Here is an 18,083-nt window from a genome sequence, read left to right as displayed (position 1 = left end):
GCTACTTGGACGAGCAGGTGTGAGCAGTGCGGATTGGCGATGCGCCTGTGTGTCTATTCTTGTTGCGTAATATTAGGTGAAGGTGGGCTTTAGATGACTCAGGCGAATGGCAGATTGCCTCTAGATATGGCTGTTTTAGAGGCCATATTCGGCGATGATGTGGAACTTAGGCTGGGAATCTTAGATGAATTTTGTACCGTCACGGCCACCTATCTCAATGAGTTTCAGGCGGCCAAAGACCCGGTAGCCATTGGTGCTGTTGCGCATAAATTGAAATCCTCAGCGCGCACAATTGGTGCGCACCCGTTGGCTGATATTTGCGCGGGTTTAGAGTCGGCTGGTCGCAATGGGCAGCAAACCATCATCGATCAGTTGTTGCCAAGGTTGGAGCCAGAAATACGCCGGGTGGCAGACTTTGTGGCGGCACTGGAGCGCCTTTAATGTGGTGTTTTAGTCTGCCGCCAAGGTTTGAATATGGCGCCATTCCATAAGCGTCACCGGTTGAATCGACAGCCGACCCTGTTTGATTAGCACCATGTCGCTTAAAGCTGGGTCGACCTTGAGCTGGCTTAAGGGCAGTAGGTTTTTCAGCGTGCCCGTGTAGCGAATATCAACACAAAACCAGCGCGGCCTGTCTGTCGTTGCTTTGGCGTCAAAATACTTGCTGTTAGGGTCAAATTGCGCCGGGTCGGCATAGGCCGCGCGCGTCACTTCGGCGGTGCCGACAATACCCACAGCTTTGCATTGGCTGTGATAGATAAAAATACCATCGCCGATGGCGAGTTGGTCGCGCAAAAAGTTTCGCGCCTGATAATTGCGAATACCATCCCAGCGTAAGCCTTTTGTTTTCGCGGCTTTTATATCGTCTAGGCTGATATCGTCGGGTTCTGTTTTGAAGAGCCAATAGTTCACGCTGAGTTTGCCTCTTTTTCTATGGTCTTGTGATCTTATGGTTCGCGCTGAACTTAACCATGCAGTGTTAGTAGTTGCACCAATTAATTTTAGTGTGGCCGCTGTAGGGCACCGCAAAACCTTGCCTTAACAGCTGTTGCGCTAAATTTTCACCGTCCACATAAACATCAGAAAGTAATCGAAAGTATTTATCCCTCTGTAGATTTTTCAATTCAATGCGGTTGGCGTTGCGCAGCGCGGCGACGGTAAATTGCTTGGCGAGTCGGGCTTTGGTTTTTTCTTCTTCGCAGCGGCCGCGCATTTCTGGCGTGTCGATGCCGGCAATGCGAACGCTGATGCGCTGGCCAACAATGGCGGGCCACTCGTCGATGTTTACGGTGAAGGTGTCGCCGTCATAAATGCTGACAATTTCGCTCACCGTAGTATTGCCGTATTGGCGTGTTTTAGCGCTCGCGTTTACGGCAGCGCATAGGAATAGAACAAGTAAAAAGACGCGCATGTCACTCTCTTGGTTGGATGCGTCCCTGCGTAAGTTGATGTTAATTCAAGCGGCTAGCGATGGTGGAAACCATCGCTATGATGATGGGTTGTGGGTGGGCTTTAGGCGCCAGCTGCGCCTCTAAGTTTGTTCACCCGAGCGATTGTAGCCTCAAGTGCTTCGGATGATTGTGATCTAATCCCCACGTGAGCAACTTTGCGTCCGGCTCTTGGCGCTTTGCCGTAAAAATGCGGGTGGGTATCGGCAATCTGCATGATCTCGGCTTGGCTAGGCAGATCGCCAATGAGATTGACCATGGCGGCGTGGCCGAGGGCGGCGGTGTTGCCCAAGGGAAGATTGGCAACCGCGCGCACGTGGTTTTCGAACTGACTACATTCTGCGCCTTCAATGGTCCAGTGGCCTGAGTTGTGTACCCGAGGTGCGAATTCGTTGGCCAACAATTGGTCGCCGCGCTGGAAGTATTCCACGGCGATAACACCGACGTAATCGAGATGTTCTAACAATTTTTGCGTGTAGCTTTGCGCTAAAGGTGTAATGGCGTCGGAGGGTTTGGCCCTAGCCACGCGCAAGATCCCATCGGCATGTTGATTCTCAGACACGGGGTAATAGCGTATCTCGCCCGCCGTGTTGCGCACCGCGATCATGGAGATCTCCCGATCAAAGGCAATAAAGCCCTCGAGGATGGCGGGCACTTCGCCGATGCTGGCCCAAGCGCTGGCTAATTCGGCCTCGGTTTTTATGACGGCCTGACCCTTGCCGTCGTAGCCTTGGGTGCGCGTCTTTAATACCGCGGGCAGGCCGATGCTATTAACCGCATCTTGAAGCTCGGTTAGCGAGTTAACCGGTGCGTAGGGCGGTGTTTGAATGCCGAGTTGAGTAAACAAGTTTTTTTCGTTGAGTCGATCTTGAGCCACGTGCAAAACATCAGCGGCTGGATAAACGGGACGTTTCGTCGCCAAATAGCGAGCGCTAGCTTGTGGCACATTTTCAAATTCATAGGTGATCACATCGGCGAGCGCGGCGAGCTTATCTAGCGCGGCGGTATCGTCGTAGGCGCCTTGAATTAAGTCGGCGGCTTCGGTGGCGCAGGCGTCGCTAGAGGGATCGAGCACCACGAAGGAATAGCCGAGTGGCACGCCTGCAAGTGCGATCATGCGAGCCAGTTGTCCGCCACCTAAAACGCCAATCTTCATCAGTTGTGCTCCCGAGGGTCCGCTTTGGCTAATACCGTGTCGGTTTGCGCCTGCCGGAAGGCAACCACGGCTTGACGGTATTCAGGGTATTTGTTGCCGAGCATAGCAGCCGCGAGTAGCGCCGCATTGGTCGCGCCAGCCCGACCAATGGCGAGGGTGCCCACGGGAATGCCAGCTGGCATTTGCACGATAGAAAGTAACGAGTCCATGCCGTTGAGCGCCTTGGACTGCACCGGGACGCCAAGTACTGGCAGCGGCGTTTTGGCGGCTACCATGCCAGGCAAATGGGCAGCGCCACCGGCGCCCGCGATAATGGCTTCCAGACCGCGCGCTTCTGCCGCCTCGGCGTAGGCGAATAGTTTGTCTGGGGTGCGGTGTGCAGACACCACTTCGACTTCATGGGGTATGCCCAATTTTGTCAAGGTGTCAGCGGCGTGGCTCATGGTGTCCCAATCGGAGGTGGAACCCATAATAATACCAATGAGCGGCTTCATACTTACTCCCCAGTTCTGTTCACGTAGAGTGGTCGAGAAAAAGGGACGCATTGTACCTATGAGTTTTGCGAAAGGCACGACATTTACGGCGATTTTGTCGTTTTTTTGATCAGCTTTTCGCCTTTGCCGTCGCGAAGGTTGTCTTAGCTTTAGGCGGCTTGTGGCAAGGCCTCTTTCGTACTGGCCGAGGTTTGGTCGAGCTGGCTGGCGTCGAGTAGGTGTAGATTGCCAGTATTGTCCTCCGCTAAGAGTGTATAGCTTTCGATCCAATCGCCGCAATTGCCGTAGCTATGGCTCGCTTCGTTAAACAGTTCTGGGTGGTGAATATGGCCGCAGACAATACCGTCGAAGCCTCGATCTTTGGCGTGCTGCAGGGCCAATTGGCGATAGGTGTGCAACAGTTGTTGGCTTCTGTGGAAGCGTTGTTTAACAAAGCCTGCAAGCGATCGGTAGGGTTTGCCGCGCCAAAAGCTTAGGCGCGCGTAATGGCGATTGATATAAAGCAGCAGGTCGTAGGCCCTGTCACCTAGCCAATACAGCCAGGGTGCACAATACAAGGCGTTATCGAAGCAGTCGCCATGGATCAGTAAAAGGCGTTTATTGCGCTTAGTGCGGTGCTCCGTTTCTCGGCAGATTTCGATACCGGGTGGGAAAACGCCGCAGTGCTGGCGCAAGGGCGCATCGTGATTCCCTGGCACGTACACAATGCGAACCCCCTGTTGCGCCAGCGTTTTGAAGTGGTTCAGCACCGCGGTGTGGGTGCTTTGCCAGTGGTGGTTTTTTTTGAGCTCCCAGAGATCGACAATGTCGCCGAGCAAGTAAATGGTATCGGCTTTGATTTTGTTGAGCGTTTGTAGCAACAGCTCGGCGTTACAGTGTCGAGAGCCTAGGTGAATATCGGATAAAAATAACGTGCGAAACTGCTTGGTCATCTTTGATTTTCCACAACGGATGAGCTGTATGGTGTGGGACAAAAATGACCGTTGTGTCGCACTTTTGTGGCAAAACGATGAAATTTTTTATCGTAACGATGGCTTTTACGGTAGTTTGTTGGTTTGTTTTATGCGCTATCTATGGCACATTTGGCTATGCATTAATAACAATAATCACTGTCAGGCGAGCTTATGGAATATCTCTTACCGCTAGCGCAATTCAGTGCCCGCGTAGCCGAGCACCCCAATAGAATTTATTTAAATCAGCCAGTTGAGCGCCAATGGACGCAGTGGAGCTGGGCGGATGTCGACACGCAGGCGCGCAAAATTGCCGCTGGACTGGCGAGTCATTTTCAGGCCGGCGATAAAATTGCCATACTCGCCAAAAATTCTGCCGAGTGGTTTGTGGCTGACCTCGCCATCATGATGGCGGGCATGGTGAGCGTGCCTATTTATTCGACCGCGGGCGAAGACACGATTGCCTATGTGTTAGAGCACAGCGAGGCGCGTGCGGTTTTCCTAGGTAAGTTAGATGATTGTGCACCGGCTAATAACGCTATTCCTGCATCGGTTTTGCGCATTGCCTTTCCCTACCCAACAGCCGATGCTTCCGCGCACTGGCAAGCGTGGCTTGATACCTATGAGCCGCTCGCCCAATTGCCCACCCAGCAACCCGATGACATCTTCACCTTGGTTTATACCTCCGGTTCTACCGGCCGCCCCAAAGGCGTAGTGTTAACGTGCCGCAATGTGGCTTCGTCCAGCTATACCTCAGCGGCGCAAATGACCTGGCTAGCAGGCGACCGCTGTATGTCTTACTTGCCGCTGGCGCATATTACCGAGCGCTGTGTGCTCGAGTTGATGTCCATTTATTCGGGAGTAGAAATTTTTTTCGTCGAGTCGCTGGAAACCTTTGTCGACGATGTGAAGTATGCGCGGCCCACATTCTTTATTTCTGTGCCACGCCTGTGGACCAAATTCCAAGCCGGTATATTAGCGAAAATGCCGGATCAAAAGTTACAGCGCTTATTGCGCATTCCTTTGCTTGGCAAATTGGTGGCAAAGAAAGTTCGCGCCGGTTTAGGTTTAGATAACTGCCGCGTATTTGGCTCGGGCTCTGCGCCCATCGCGCCGGATATGTTGCGCTGGTACGCGCGCTTAGGTATGCCTATTGCCGAGGGCTGGGGTATGACGGAAACGGCGGGTATGTCTTGCTCCAATTTGCCTTATAGCGAAAAACGCATTGGCACCATCGGTGTGCCGGTGGATTGTGTAGAAATGCGCTTAGGCGAAAACGACGAGGTGCAAATTCGCGGCGAGGCGGTGTTTACTCAGTATTACAATAATCCTGAAGCCACTGCCGAGTCCTTCGTCGATGGTTGGTTTAAAACTGGCGATCGCGGTACCCAAACAACCGATGGTGCCTACAAAATTGTCGGCCGCTTGAAAGAGCAGTTTAAAACGGCAAAAGGAAAATATGTGGCGCCTGCGCCTATTGAAAATCTCATTGCTCGCAATCATTGGGTGGAGCAATCTTGCGTTATGGGTATTGGTCGCCCCGCGCCTGTGGCGCTGGTCGTTTTAACCGAGGCGGGACGCGCCGCGGCAAGATCAGAGTTGGAGCACTCGCTCGCGCAGTCCTTGGCGGCATTTAATGCCGAGTTGGAATCTCATGAAAAGCTGGCCGGTTTTATGGTCATGCAAGAGCCTTGGACCATTGAAAACGGCCTGTTAACGCCGACGCTCAAAATTAGGCGCGGTGTTATTGAAGAGCGCTTTGTTCATCTGCTCGACAAAATGACAGAGCGAGCTGTGCAGTTTGAAGAATCGCTTTTATAGCGGTTAGGTGTTGGCTGCCACGCAGGTCATTTCTAGCGCCGATTTCAGCGTTTCAGGCTGAATGGGTTTGGTTAGATAGCCGTCCATGCCGGCGGCTTTCGTTTTGTCGCGATAGTCGGTCAGCGCGTGTGCAGTTAGAGCAATAATCGGGATGCCGGCCCAGCGCGGGTTGCTTTTTATTTGCCGGGTTGCGCTCAAGCCATCTAACACCGGCATTTCACAATCCATGAGAATAATATCTGGCAGCGGCTCCGCTACTGCCAGTGCATGCAACACTAACTGTCCATTGGCAAAAATTGTTGGCTCGATACCAAGGCGTTTTAGTAGGCCTTCGATAACGCGTTGATTCACTTGATTGTCTTCCGCGACCCACACGCTCAGTGCGTTTAGTGATTTTCCTGGTTCGGCACTGTGCGCTGTCGCTTGGCTACTAGGTGCAATTGTCGGTGCAGGCACGAGCGGCAGTTTGATCTGAAAGGTGGAGCCGGCGCCGAGGCTACTGGTGACCAAGATGTTGCCACCCATGGCTTCTGCTATGCGCTTGGATATGGCTAGCCCGAGCCCGGTGCCTTGGGTCTTTTCTTGTTGATGGTCTCGAACTTCTTGTTCGAAGGGTTGAAATAGCCGCGCTTTAAGATCGTCGCTAATGCCGCAGCCTTGATCAATAACATCAATCATGAGCGTGTTGTCGCTAGCGGATTGGCGCAAGGTAATCTTGCCAAGCTGGGAGAATTTTATCGCGTTGCTGAGCAAGTTAGCGATGACTTGTTGTAGCCGGCTCGCGTCTAGCAACAGGTGCGGTAGCTCTGTTTTAATATCAACGATGAGATCCAAATTTTTCTGCTGTGCTGCGTACTGAAACAACGACGTCATTTGCCGTAGCAATCGTTTTAAATCGACCGGCGAGGGCAGAATCTCGAATTTTCCCGCTTCAATTTTTGAATAATCCAATACATCGTTGATCACAGATAGAAGCAGCTGCCCAGAGCTTTGTAACGTTGCCACAATGTCCTTTTGATCCTCGTTGAGGGGCGAGTCGATTAGCAGTTCTGCCATGCCGAGTACGCCATTGAGTGGCGTGCGAATTTCGTGGCTGATGGTGGCGAGAAAGCGACTTTTTGCGTCGTTTGCGGCCTGTGCTTTTATCGCTAGGTAGCGGGCTTGAAGACGCTCTTTATTGTTCAGCGTTTGAGAGAATTGGTCGGCTAGCTCGGCGACAAAATTAATATCGTCGAGGTTCCACTGCCGGTGCTCGCCAATGGCCTCGCAGCAGACAACACCGATGATCTGGTCGCCATTGCGAATGGCAGCGTCGAGCATTGCTTTTATGCCTAATACATCTAGATAACCTCTGGCGAACTCCGACGTTCTTGGGTCCGTTGCCGCATCGCTGGCATCGATACCGCGGCCGGTGATTAAGGCATCGAAGTAAGCGGGGTATTGCTCGCGTTTGAGAGACTGGCCGGTGCAATATTGATTGCTGGACTTGAGATGTAAGGTCACGAGATCTAGTTGGGTTTGCGTGTCGTCGAACAGCCAGACGCTGGTGCGCTCAACACCTAGCCATTGGGTGCAGTGCTGGCAAATAGCCTCGGCAACGGTCCTGTCGTCGCCGGCAGAAACCGCACCCGAGCCCGCCACGGCCACCACGCGACGCTGGGCATCATTGAGTCGGTGCTGGCGGCCTAAACCGGGCAGCTGGTCGCTGATAAAGCCGTAAATCTCGCCATTGCCAAGGGTGCAGCCTGTTTCCCAGACCCATCGGACCTGGCCGGATTTGTCGATAATGCGGTATTCAATTTGAAAGTTGGTGTTATCGGCGAGGGCTTTTTCAATGCGCTGATTAACCAAGGTCAGATCGTCTGGGTGAATGATGCTGACAAAACTGCACTTGCCGTTGAAGAAGTCCTCGGGTTCATATCCCGTAACGGCTTCGAGCTGGCCATCGGCTTCCAGTAAGGTGAAATCGGCGTCAGCCTTGCAGCGGTAGATATAACCAGGCAGGAAATCTTTTAAGTTGGCAATTAGATTTTCAGGGCTTGGGCTCATACTTGCGGGTATCAGGGGTGAAAAATCCAGTATAGCCTTACTTTTCACTCGGTATTTAGTGTCAACTTAGTGCCTATAGGCCTGCGCGTGGTAAGATGCGCGCCACATTATTGCTGGATTGACGCTATGCATTGCCCATTTTGCAGCGCTGATGACACCAAAGTCATCGACTCTCGTTTGGTTGCCGAAGGCGATCAGGTGCGCCGTCGTCGAGAATGCTTATCGTGTCGCGAGCGCTTCACCACCTATGAAGTGGCGGAACTGCTGATGCCACGCATCATCAAACAAGACGGTACCCGCGAGCCCTTCGACGAAATAAAGCTGAGGGCTGGCTTGCTGCGGGCGTTGGAAAAGCGCCCGGTATCGATGGAAGACATCGAGTCTGCACTGAATCAAATTAAACATGCGCTGCAAGCAACGGGCGAGCGCGAAGTACCGTCGCGCTTGTTGGGCGAGAAGGTGATGGAAAAGCTGCGTAGCCTCGATGAAGTGGCTTATGTGCGCTTTGCGTCGGTCTATCGTCAGTTTCAAGATATCAGCGAATTCCGCGATGAAATTGAGCGCCTAGAGCGTAGCCCGCGCGCTGGAGAATAGTGTGAGCAGCGCCGATCATGCGCGCTTCATGGCGCGCGCTATACAACTTGCCGAACGAGGTCGCTACACCACACAACCCAACCCTCGGGTAGGCTGTGTGTTAGTGGCTGAGCGCGAGTCTGGGTCAGAGATAGTGGCCGAAGGTTGGCATGAAAAAGCCGGTTCTGGTCACGCTGAAGTCAATGCCTTGGCCGCGCTTGCCGCGCAGGGCATGAGCGGTCAAGGTCTTACCGCCTATGTCACCCTTGAGCCCTGTAACCATCAGGGTCGCACCGGCCCCTGCAGTCAGGCCTTGGTTGATGCTGGGATTGCGCGCTTGGTCTATGGCATGCAGGACCCGAATCCAAAGGTGGCCGGTAGTGGCCTGACGCGCTTACTCAGTGCCGGCATCGAGGTCGTTGGCCCGGTCATGGAGGCGCAAGTTCGGGCGTTAAACCCCGGCTTTATCAAGCGCATGGAATTGGGTTTACCCTGGGTAAGGGTAAAGCTCGCCATGAGCCTAGATGGTCGCACGGCCATGGCCAGCGGCGAGTCGCAGTGGATTACTGGCACTGAGGCGCGCGCCGATGTGCAGCGTTTACGCGCCGCCAGCTGCGCCATCGTTACCGGCATCGATACCGTGTTGCACGACGATGCGGCGCTCACGGTGCGCGCCAAGGATTTAGGTCTGGCTGCCGATCTTGCCGCAAAAGCCGCAGCGCGACAGCCCCTGCGGGTGGTGCTTGATAGGCGCAACCGGATGCCGCAGTCGAGCCGCTTATTGAGCGCTGGCGGCGAGGTGTTACTGGTGCAAAACAACCCGCAGGATTATGCCGGCAGTGCTGTGCCGGTGCAGAGTTGGGCCCTGCCCATGCAGCAAAGCGATGGCCTAGATTTGAAGTTGCTGCTGGAGGAGCTGGTTCGGCGCGAATGCAACGAGGTCTTAGTTGAGGCGGGTAGTCGGCTGGCGGGCAGTTTTATGGCGGCTGGCTTGGTTGACGAGCTTATCGTGTACATGGCGCCTACTATTATGGGTTCATCGGCGCGACCGCTGTTGCAGTTGCCGCTCGATCAAATGGCCGAGCAGCGAAAGTTGGACATAGTCGATATCCGCGCCGTGGGGTCTGATTGGCGAATTACCGCTAGACCTGCCGCGATTGCTAAAGTGAGTTAACGGGTAGCTGAATGTTTACAGGAATTATTGAAGCCGTCGGCGAAATAGCCACAGCCCAAGCCAAAGGCGGCGACTTGCGCCTACGGGTAAAAACCCGAGGCTTAGATCTCGGCGATGTTCATCTCGGTGATTCAATTGCCACCAATGGCGTCTGTCTGACCGTGGTTGAGTTACCTGGCGATGGCTATTGGGCGGACGTCAGTGTCGAGACCCTCGACAATACCACCCTCGCCAGCTGGGCCAGCGGAATGCCTGTGAACCTTGAGAAAGCCCTGACCCCCACGACTCGCTTGGGGGGGCATCTGGTTAGTGGCCACGTGGATGGCGTCGGCGAAGTAGTGAGCCGCCATGGCGATGCACGCTCCGAGCGTTTTCGCATTCGAGCGCCCAAGCATCTCGCCAAATATATTTCCCATAAAGGCTCCATCACCGTCGACGGCACAAGTCTCACCGTTAACGCTGTGGATGGCGCTGAGTTTGAATTGAATATTGTGCCCCACACCCTTGAGAAGACGGTGATGGGCACCTATAAAGCAGGCACCCAAGTGAATTTGGAAGTAGATCTGCTAGCGCGTTACCTCGAGCGACTACTCTTAGGAGATAAAGCGGCCGAACCTGCACAGAAGTCCGGCGGCCTCTCCATGGCATTTTTGACCGAAAACGGTTTTAACCGTGGTCAATGAAACAGGAAGCATTATGGAACTCAATACCGTAGAAGAACTCATCGACGATATTCGTCAAGGTAAAATGGTTATCTTGATGGATGATGAGGATCGTGAAAACGAAGGCGATTTAATTATCGCGGCCGATCAGATTCGCCCAGAAGATATTAACTTCATGGCCAAGCACGCGCGCGGTTTAATCTGTCTAACACTGACGGAAAAGCGCTGCCGTCAATTGGACCTACCCTTAATGGTAGGAGCTGGCCACAATCGAGCCCAGCACTCGACCAACTTTACCTTGTCGATTGAGGCGGCGACCGGTGTCAGCACCGGCATTTCGGCGGCAGACCGCGCGCGCACCGTTCGCGCAGCGGTGCTACGCGACGCAAAGCCCGAAGATATTGTTCAGCCTGGCCATATATTTCCATTGATGGCGCAACCGGGTGGCGTGTTAAGCCGTGCTGGTCATACCGAAGCGGGTTGCGACTTGGCGCGTTTAGCGGGCTTTGAACCTGCCGCAGTGATTGTTGAGGTTATGAACGAAGACGGCACCATGGCCAGACGTGCTGATCTCGAAATATTTGCCAAGCAACACGATTTAAAAATTGGCACCATCGCCGATTTAATTCACTACCGCTCCGTGAAAGAAAAAACCGTGGAGTGCTTAAGCACGCGCAGCGTAAAAACCGCCTTTGGCGAGTTTGATTTGCGTACCTACCGCGACATAGCTCGGCAAGAATTGCATTTCGCGTTGTCGAAAGGCGACGTGAAAGGCGACGAACCGACATTGGTGCGTGTACACGTGCAAGATAACGCGCGCGATTTATTAACCATTCAGCGCCCATCGGACAGCGAGTATGCGCCTTGGACTTTTCACGCAGCCTTGCGCGCGGTGGAAAAAGAGGGTCGCGGTGTTGTGGTGTTGATTTGTCACACCGAAACACCGCAAGACATTGCCGACAATATCGACTGGATGCTGTCGGGTCGCCAACGGCAATTAAGCCAAGATGCCGTCTATAAGCAAGTGGGCACCGGCGCGCAAATATTGCGTGACCTCGGTGTGCGAAAAATGAATTTGATGTCGGCGCCGTTAAAATTTTCGGCTATTTCTGGCTTTGATTTGGAAGTTGTTGATCGGCTTTCTTGTCCAGAATAAATGTGTACTTATTTTTGAAAAATGTGAATAGGAAAGACCATGAGCAATATTAAAGTAATCGAAGGCGATTTCGCCCAGTGCCAAGGCAAATACGCACTCATCGTGAGCCGTTGGAACAGTTTTGTGGTTGAGAGCTTAAAAGATGGCGCGTTGGATACCTTGCGTCGCCACGGAATCAAAGACGAAGACGTGACTATTTATTACGCCCCAGGTGCGTTTGAGTTTCCTCTGGTGGCTCAGAAGCTGGCGAACACCAAAAAGTTTGATGCCATTATTGCGCTCGGCGCGGTGATTCGCGGTGGCACACCGCACTTTGAATATGTCGCCGGCGAGTGCACCAAGGGCTTGGCGCAAGCCTCTATGGCCAGCGGTGTCCCTATCAGCTTCGGCGTGTTGACCGTTGATTCAATTGAGCAGGCGATAGAGCGCTCGGGTACCAAGGCCGGCAACAAGGGTGTTGAAGCTACGTTAACAGCGTTAGAAATGGTCTCTTTGTTGGCCAAGGTATAAGTTATGACAGTTTCCGCATCGGCGCGTCGTCAAGCGCGCCACTATGCCATGCAAGGTTTGTATCAATGGCAAATGGCGAATAGCTCGCTCAATGCGATAGAGGCAGAATTTCGCACCGATAACGACATGGCAAAAGTTGATGTGCCTTATTTTCAAGAACTGTTGCATCAAGTGCCAGCCAAGTTAGACGCTATCGAAGCCGCCTTTGAGCCCTACCTACAGGGCCGTAACTTGCAAGAATTAGATCCTATTACCCAGGCACTTTTACGCTTGTCGACCTATGAGCTGAAGTACCGTTTGGACGTACCTTATAAAGTTGTGATTAACGAAGGTGTTGCCTTAGCTAAAAAGTTTGGCGCCACTGATGCACACAAATTTATTAACGGCGTATTAGATCAGGCGGCTACGCATCTTCGCGCTATTGAAGTCAAGGCAGAGCGCGGTCAAACGCGCTAATTGCTATAAAGGGATTTAGAGATCTATTGAGGAGTTGTTATGGCGCTGAGTGAATTTGAACTCATCAAGCGGTACTTTTATCAATCGGCCCGTGCCTTCGGTGTCAACATGGGCATAGGCGATGATTGTGCGCTGTTGAGTGCGCCGGAGAATAAGCTACTCGCCGTGTCGATGGACACTCTGGTGGGTGGCATACACTTTCCTCGCAACGCCGACCCCGAGTTAATTGCCGAGCGCGCGCTGCGGGTGAATCTCAGTGATTTGGCGGCGATGGCGGCTGAGCCACTTTGGTTTACACTTGGGCTCACTTTGCCCTCGGTCGATGAGCGCTGGCTCGAAGGTTTTGCCAAGGGCCTGTTTACGGTTGCCGATGAATTTAATATCGCCCTCGTGGGCGGCGACACCACCCGTGGCCCGCTGTCTATCACCATTCAAGTGCATGGCGCGGTAGAAGCTGAGCACGCGTTAATGCGCTCGAATGCGCGCGTTGGCGATGTGGTTTATGTTACCGGTAATCTCGGTGATGCAGCGGCGGCTTTGGCGGTGATTCGTCAGGAATTAACCGTTGGTAAATCCGCGTTTAGTTATTTTATGTCGCATTACTATCGACCATTGCCGCATATTAAAGATGCAAAATTACTGCGCGATATTTCCACTTGTGGCATCGACGTGTCGGATGGATTGTTAGCTGACCTTGGCCACATCTGTGAAGAAAGTGGCGTGGGCGCAAAAGTTGATATCGAGCGAGTGCCGGTTTCAACGGCACTGAATAAAGTAGCTACCGCCGAACAAATTGCCGACTGGGCCTTAGCCGGTGGCGATGACTACCAGCTTTGCTTTACTGTGCCGCAAGCGCGTTTGGCGAAAATAGAGCAGCTAATTGCCAACGGTAAGTTACACGCCACAGCCATTGGTGAGATTGTTAAAGGCAGTGAAGTGGTTTGCTATATCGGTGGTGAGGTGTTCGAGCCCAAGCGTCGAGGTTACAGTCATTTTGACGCCGCCAATTAGATTGCCGTCTTTCGCCACACTTATTGCTAATCCGCGTCTTTTTTTAGCGTTAGGTTTTGGTAGTGGCTTATCGCCCAAAGCCCCTGGAACCGTTGGCACATTAATGGCGGTGCCGCTATTTTTGTTGTTGCAACAGCTACCTTTGGGGGCTTATCTCGCTGCCCTTTTACTGGCGACGGTGGTTGGTATTTACCTGTGTGATTACGCTGGAAAGTATTTGGGTGTGAGTGATCACGGAGCCATTGTCTGGGATGAATTTGTCGGTTTTTGGATCGCCATGTTATTCGCACCCCATGGGCTGATGTGGGTGTTCTACGGCTTTGTTTTATTTCGCCTATTCGATATCTGGAAGCCTTGGCCTATTGGTTGGGTGGATAAGAAAGTGAAGGGCGGTTTTGGTGTGATGCTGGACGACGTATTAGCGGGCTTGATGGCGCTACTGGTTTTACAGCTAACCGCTATATGTCTACCGTGGGCCTAGGCAGATGTTTAGATTATTACTGCTCAGTGTGTGTTTAAGCCTGTCTTGTACGCTGTTGGCTAGCGCAGAAATCGACATAAAGGTTAGCGGTTTATTTAAAGGCAGTGCGTTACTGGACATAAATGGCAAGCGTCAGCTGCTCAAGGTCGGCGCAACGAGCCCAGAAGGTGTCACGGTTATCGCTGCCGATAGCAAGCGGGCCATTATTTCTTATCAAGGACAGCAAAAAGAATTACATCTGAGCCGTCAGATAGGCGCGTTATTTAATGCGCCAGATAGAGCTGAGGTGCGCATCAATACTGGCAAGGGCGGTCACTATTGGGCTAAGGGGTTAATCAATGGTCGGCAGGTCGACATGATGGTCGATACTGGCGCAACCTCTGTTGCCATGAGTGAGCGCCATGCTCAATCTCTGGGCGTGCAGTATCGCCAAGGGTTAGTGGGTGAGGCCAGTACAGCGGGCGGCAAGAAAAAGGCCTGGCAGGTGAATTTAGAGTCGGTCAGCGTTGGTAATGTGTTGGTCAACCAGGTTTCTGCCGTGGTGTTAGAAGGTGATTTTCCAGAAATGGTGTTACTCGGTAACAGTTTTCTCGATAAGGTCGACATCGACCGAGAGCAGGGCGTACTTCTCATTCGGTCGCGCTTTTAAGATTTTCTGAATTTTAAAAGTAGAGCGCCTTGACGCAGTAGGTCAGCGTAATTTAGAGGTTTTTAAGTGACAATTCGATACGTAGAGTCTTCCCGCTTGCCCACCCCGTGGGGCACATTTGAAATGCATGGTTTTGAAGACAGTGCCAACAACAAGGAGCACGTGGTGCTCACTATGGGCGATGTGCGCGGTGAAGAACCTGTGCTCGCGCGCATTCACTCCGAGTGCTTGACCGGTGACGCGCTGTTTAGTTTGCGCTGTGATTGTGGTGCGCAACTACAGGCGGCGATGCATAAAATTGCTATCGCGGGACGTGGCGTGATTTTCTATTTACGCCAAGAAGGTCGCGGTATTGGTTTACTCAATAAAATTCGAGCTTACAAACTGCAAGATTGTGGTGCCGATACCGTTGAGGCCAACGAGGCCTTAGGTTTTGGTGCCGATATGCGCGACTATTCTATTCTGAAGCCGATGATTGAGCACTTACATATTCAGAAGATTCGGCTGATGACCAATAACCCGCGCAAAGTGAAAGCGATGAAAGATGTGGGAGTTCCCGTGGTGGAGCGCATTTCCCATCAGACTGGTCGCAACCCTCACAATGCGAAATATTTGGAAACCAAGAAGGGTAAGTTGGGGCATTTGTTGGAAGATGGCGACGAAAGTTGATAGGTAGAAAAGCAAACAAAAAAAGTAAACAGTTTACAGTTGACAGGAAAAGCGAGAGCAAAGGCGTGCTGATCTTCAGCGTTTTGGCTTTTGCCCTTCCTGTAAACTGTTAACTCCTTGTTCTGTTTACTTCCGTCATTCAAAATCCGAAAGCCGTGCCGGCTCGCCGAATTCATCCAAGCAGCGGTAGGGTATGGCCAGTGAGGCCTTGCTGTACGCCAGAGCCTCTTTAATGCTGACCAAATAATCGCAGCGGTCTGTTTTGCTCAACTTAAATTTAATCGTCGTGAGGCTATTAAAGCCGTTGACATGATTGAGGTCGCCCACGGGGTTGCCGGTGAGCTTGAGCGTGGTGAGTTTGTCCATGCCGAGAATGGACCAGATGCTGCTCACCTGATTGTCTTCGAGATCCAGCTTTTCCACCTCGCGCAATTGGCTTAGCGGTTCGAGGCTAGTGATTTTATTACCCGACAAATCGATGTCGGTTAGTTTTTTAAAGTGCTCTAAACCGTTAAGCCGAAAAATGCCGCGCCCTGCGCAATCGAGTTTTTCGATATCGGTAGGTTGGGCAATGACTTTGCCGCCGGTGTGGCTCAATGCGTATTCAACACTTTGTTTAACACATGCATACAGCGCTTGGTCGGTGAGCCCAAGTTGATCCAAATGTTGAATCGAGGCTTCCAGTTCCGCTGAATTAAGCCGACTGGCTTCGCGGGCAGCTTTGATTTCCGCATAGCGCAAGGTGGCTTCTGAGTCGGCAACTTGTTGGGAGGGGGCCGGGCCGCTGGCGCATTTTGCGATTGAAAACACCGCGGCGGCCGTGGCGATAAAAACATAGGCTGAGCTTTTCTGCATGCTCTGTCCTTGGCTTCTGAGTCAGTGAAGTTTAGGCGTTAACCGCTGGTCTACCTGCGAGCGAGGCGACGCGCGCTTGAACCCGGGCGACAATACTCTCAGCATCGAGACCTGCAGCCGCGAGCATTTGCGACTGTTTGGCGTGATCGATATAGCTATCCGGTAAACCCAGCTGCAATACCGGCACCGCGATGCCTTGGCTATTCAAATATTCGCTCACCGCCGAGCCTGCGCCGCCAGCCACAGCATTTTCTTCTAGGGTAACGATAAGTTCATGGTGCTTAACTAGGTCGAGAATCAGCGCCTCGTCTAAAGGTTTAACCCAGCGCATATCGCACAGGGTGGCATTGAGTTGCGTACAGGCCTTTTCGGCATTGGCCAGCAGTGTGCCGAAACACAAGATGGCAATTTGTTTACCTTCTCTGACTCGACGGCCGACACCAACCGGTAGTGGTTGCAGCTCTGTGGTTATGGCCGCACCCACGCCATTGCCGCGCGGATAGCGCACAGCGGCAGGGCCATTAAACTGATAAGCGCTGCACAACAGTTGGTGGCATTCGGCCTCGTCCGAGGGCGCCGCAATAATCATATTGGGGATACAGCGCAAAAAGCTTAAATCAAAGCTGCCGGCGTGGGTGGGGCCGTCTTCACCCACCAGGCCCGCCCTATCAATACCGAAGGTGACGTCCAGATTTTGAATCGCGACATCGTGCACCAGTTGATCGTAGGCGCGTTGTAAAAAAGTTGAATAAATGGCGACGACCGGCTTTTGGCCCTCACAGGCGAGACCGGCCGCGAGCGTTACCGCGTGTTGTTCGGCAATGGCGACATCGTGAAAGCGCTCGGGAAACTGGCGCGCAAAATCCACCATGCCCGAGCCTTCGCACATGGCGGGTGTGATCGCCACTAGGCGTTCATCGGCGGCGGCTTGTTGGCACAGCCAGTCGCCAAATATTTTTTGATATTTCTGTTTATTGCTCGCGACATCCTGCACCGGTTGCTTGGGCTCAATTTTATTGAGCGCGTGGTAGCCAACGGGATCGGCTTCGGCCGGCGCAAAGCCTTTGCCCTTTTGGGTAATGATGTGCAGTAATTTTGGCCCTTTGATGTCGCGCAAATTACTCAGGTAGCGCACAAGGCCAGCGGTATCATGGCCATCGATGGGGCCAACGTAGTTGAAACCCAGCTCCTCGAATAAGGTGCCCGGCGAAACCATGCCTTTCATATGCTCTTCAGTTTTGCGCGCCAGCTCCCAGGCGGCGGGAATTTTTGACAACACTTTGCGGCTGCCTTCGCGCAAGGCGTTGTACGATTTACTGGCCCAGATGCGCGAGAAGTAGGTGGCCAAACCGCCGACATTTTTGGAAATTGACATGTTGTTGTCATTTAAAATGACCAGCATGTCGGTTTCGGTGTGCGCGGTGTGATTGAGTGCTTCGAAAGCCATGCCAGCGGTCATGGCGCCGTCGCCGATGATGGCCACAGTTTTGTTATCCAGCCCCGCCATTTCGTGGCCGAGTGCCATACCCAGGGCGGCGGAGATAGACGTGCTTGAGTGGCCCACGCCGAAAGTGTCGTACTCGCTTTCGCTGCGCTTGGGGAAACCCGCAAGGCCGTCCCGTTGGCGCATGCTCAACATGGCTTCGCGTCGGCCGGTAAGAATTTTGTGCGGGTAGGTCTGGTGGCCAACATCCCAAATGATTTTGTCGGCCGGAGTGTTGTAAACGTAATGCAGCGCCACAGTAAGCTCGACCACGCCCAGGCCTGCACCAAAGTGGCCGCCAGTTTGGCCAACACAGTACAGCAGGTAATGGCGCAGCTGCTGTGCAACGTCTTGTAGTTGATCGACATCCAGCAAGCGCAAGTCTTTAGGCAGCGCGATGCTGTCTAATAGCGGCGTTTCTGGGCGCTGGCGTGGAATTTCGTTAAACATAACTGAGAGTCGGCACTGGCTAGCTGGCTGCTTGAA

Annotated in this window: 20 protein-coding genes; 12 read left to right on the top strand and 8 right to left on the bottom strand. The window is 52.9% G+C overall.

What is annotated here, in order from left to right; genetic code table 11:
* Positions 1-93 precede the first annotated feature (93 nt).
* Positions 94-441, top strand: coding sequence for an Hpt domain-containing protein (locus ACGHTT_RS17500; protein WP_390592266.1), 348 nt, complete (start codon positions 94-96; stop codon positions 439-441).
* Between the two features lie 9 nt (positions 442-450).
* Here the strand turns inward: ACGHTT_RS17500 and ACGHTT_RS17495 are convergent, their stop codons facing one another.
* The 5 genes from ACGHTT_RS17495 to ACGHTT_RS17475 all read right to left on the bottom strand — a co-directional run bounded on the left by ACGHTT_RS17495 (position 451) and on the right by ACGHTT_RS17475 (position 4,030).
* Positions 451-912 carry an EVE domain-containing protein gene (locus ACGHTT_RS17495; RefSeq protein WP_390592265.1) on the bottom strand — a complete coding sequence of 154 codons (462 nt, stop codon included), beginning with the start codon at positions 910-912 and terminating at the stop codon, positions 451-453.
* Positions 913-979: 67 nt separating this feature from the next.
* Entirely contained in the window at positions 980-1,411 is a 432-nt protein-coding gene (locus ACGHTT_RS17490; protein ID WP_390592264.1) for a thermonuclease family protein, read from the bottom strand.
* 101 nt (positions 1,412-1,512) lie between these two features.
* Positions 1,513-2,604, bottom strand: coding sequence for a 5-(carboxyamino)imidazole ribonucleotide synthase (locus tag ACGHTT_RS17485; RefSeq protein WP_390592262.1), 1,092 nt, complete (start codon positions 2,602-2,604; stop codon positions 1,513-1,515).
* Positions 2,604-3,098, bottom strand: a complete 495-nt coding sequence (gene purE, locus ACGHTT_RS17480; RefSeq protein ID WP_390592261.1) for a 5-(carboxyamino)imidazole ribonucleotide mutase — start codon at positions 3,096-3,098, stop codon at positions 2,604-2,606. The genes ACGHTT_RS17485 and purE overlap by 1 nt, the downstream gene beginning before the upstream one ends.
* Positions 3,099-3,247: 149 nt before the next feature.
* Positions 3,248-4,030 (bottom strand): UDP-2,3-diacylglucosamine diphosphatase, encoded by a 783-nt coding sequence (locus ACGHTT_RS17475; protein WP_390592260.1) that lies wholly within the window; start codon positions 4,028-4,030, stop codon positions 3,248-3,250.
* Between the two features lie 192 nt (positions 4,031-4,222).
* Here ACGHTT_RS17475 and ACGHTT_RS17470 point away from each other — a divergent pair, with 192 nt between their 5' ends.
* Positions 4,223-5,869 (top strand): AMP-binding protein, encoded by a 1,647-nt coding sequence (locus ACGHTT_RS17470; protein WP_390592259.1) that lies wholly within the window; start codon positions 4,223-4,225, stop codon positions 5,867-5,869.
* Positions 5,870-5,872: 3 nt separating this feature from the next.
* Here the strand turns inward: ACGHTT_RS17470 and ACGHTT_RS17465 are convergent, their stop codons facing one another.
* Positions 5,873-7,918: an ATP-binding protein gene (locus tag ACGHTT_RS17465; RefSeq protein ID WP_390592258.1), complete on the bottom strand. Its 2,046-nt coding sequence runs from the start codon at positions 7,916-7,918 to the stop codon at positions 5,873-5,875.
* A gap of 126 nt (positions 7,919-8,044) precedes the next feature.
* Between ACGHTT_RS17465 and nrdR the strand changes: the two genes are divergently transcribed.
* From nrdR to ribA, 10 genes are all read left to right on the top strand, one after another.
* Complete coding sequence (gene nrdR, locus ACGHTT_RS17460; protein WP_290259506.1) at positions 8,045-8,512, top strand: transcriptional regulator NrdR; 468 nt, start codon at positions 8,045-8,047, stop codon at positions 8,510-8,512.
* Position 8,513: 1 nt separating this feature from the next.
* The gene (ribD, locus tag ACGHTT_RS17455) at positions 8,514-9,665 is read left to right on the top strand and encodes a bifunctional diaminohydroxyphosphoribosylaminopyrimidine deaminase/5-amino-6-(5-phosphoribosylamino)uracil reductase RibD (protein WP_390592257.1); all 1,152 of its coding nucleotides are present in this window, start codon (positions 8,514-8,516) and stop codon (positions 9,663-9,665) included.
* Between the two features lie 11 nt (positions 9,666-9,676).
* Positions 9,677-10,348 (top strand): riboflavin synthase, encoded by a 672-nt coding sequence (locus tag ACGHTT_RS17450; protein ID WP_390592256.1) that lies wholly within the window; start codon positions 9,677-9,679, stop codon positions 10,346-10,348.
* Positions 10,349-10,361: 13 nt separating this feature from the next.
* Positions 10,362-11,483, top strand: a complete 1,122-nt coding sequence (gene ribBA, locus ACGHTT_RS17445; protein ID WP_390592255.1) for a bifunctional 3,4-dihydroxy-2-butanone-4-phosphate synthase/GTP cyclohydrolase II — start codon at positions 10,362-10,364, stop codon at positions 11,481-11,483.
* Between the two features lie 39 nt (positions 11,484-11,522).
* The gene (ribE, locus tag ACGHTT_RS17440) at positions 11,523-11,993 is read left to right on the top strand and encodes a 6,7-dimethyl-8-ribityllumazine synthase (protein WP_390592254.1); all 471 of its coding nucleotides are present in this window, start codon (positions 11,523-11,525) and stop codon (positions 11,991-11,993) included.
* Positions 11,994-11,996: 3 nt separating this feature from the next.
* The gene (gene nusB / locus ACGHTT_RS17435; RefSeq protein WP_390592253.1) at positions 11,997-12,449 is read left to right on the top strand and encodes a transcription antitermination factor NusB; all 453 of its coding nucleotides are present in this window, start codon (positions 11,997-11,999) and stop codon (positions 12,447-12,449) included.
* A 39-nt stretch (positions 12,450-12,488) separates the two neighbouring features.
* Positions 12,489-13,460 (top strand): thiamine-phosphate kinase, encoded by a 972-nt coding sequence (thiL, locus tag ACGHTT_RS17430; protein ID WP_390592252.1) that lies wholly within the window; start codon positions 12,489-12,491, stop codon positions 13,458-13,460.
* Positions 13,444-13,941 carry a phosphatidylglycerophosphatase A gene (locus ACGHTT_RS17425; protein WP_390592251.1) on the top strand — a complete coding sequence of 166 codons (498 nt, stop codon included), beginning with the start codon at positions 13,444-13,446 and terminating at the stop codon, positions 13,939-13,941. The genes thiL and ACGHTT_RS17425 overlap by 17 nt, the downstream gene beginning before the upstream one ends.
* Positions 13,942-13,945: 4 nt before the next feature.
* The gene (locus tag ACGHTT_RS17420; RefSeq protein WP_379784101.1) at positions 13,946-14,590 is read left to right on the top strand and encodes a TIGR02281 family clan AA aspartic protease; all 645 of its coding nucleotides are present in this window, start codon (positions 13,946-13,948) and stop codon (positions 14,588-14,590) included.
* Between the two features lie 66 nt (positions 14,591-14,656).
* Positions 14,657-15,259 (top strand): GTP cyclohydrolase II, encoded by a 603-nt coding sequence (gene ribA, locus ACGHTT_RS17415; RefSeq protein WP_390592250.1) that lies wholly within the window; start codon positions 14,657-14,659, stop codon positions 15,257-15,259.
* Between the two features lie 135 nt (positions 15,260-15,394).
* Here the strand turns inward: ribA and ACGHTT_RS17410 are convergent, their stop codons facing one another.
* Both ACGHTT_RS17410 and dxs read right to left on the bottom strand, forming a co-directional pair.
* Complete coding sequence (locus ACGHTT_RS17410) at positions 15,395-16,114, bottom strand: leucine-rich repeat domain-containing protein (RefSeq protein WP_390592248.1); 720 nt, start codon at positions 16,112-16,114, stop codon at positions 15,395-15,397.
* 31 nt (positions 16,115-16,145) lie between these two features.
* A complete protein-coding gene (dxs, locus tag ACGHTT_RS17405) occupies positions 16,146-18,047 on the bottom strand; it encodes a 1-deoxy-D-xylulose-5-phosphate synthase (RefSeq protein ID WP_390592246.1) in 1,902 nt (633 codons plus the stop codon).
* Between the last annotated feature and the right edge of the window lie 36 nt (positions 18,048-18,083).

It is taken from the genome of Simiduia litorea, from assembly GCF_042853465.1.
GTDB lineage: Bacteria > Pseudomonadota > Gammaproteobacteria > Pseudomonadales > Cellvibrionaceae > Simiduia > Simiduia litorea.
The sequence above is the reverse complement of the archived record's forward strand: the minus strand, read 5'-3'. Positions and strand labels throughout refer to the sequence as shown.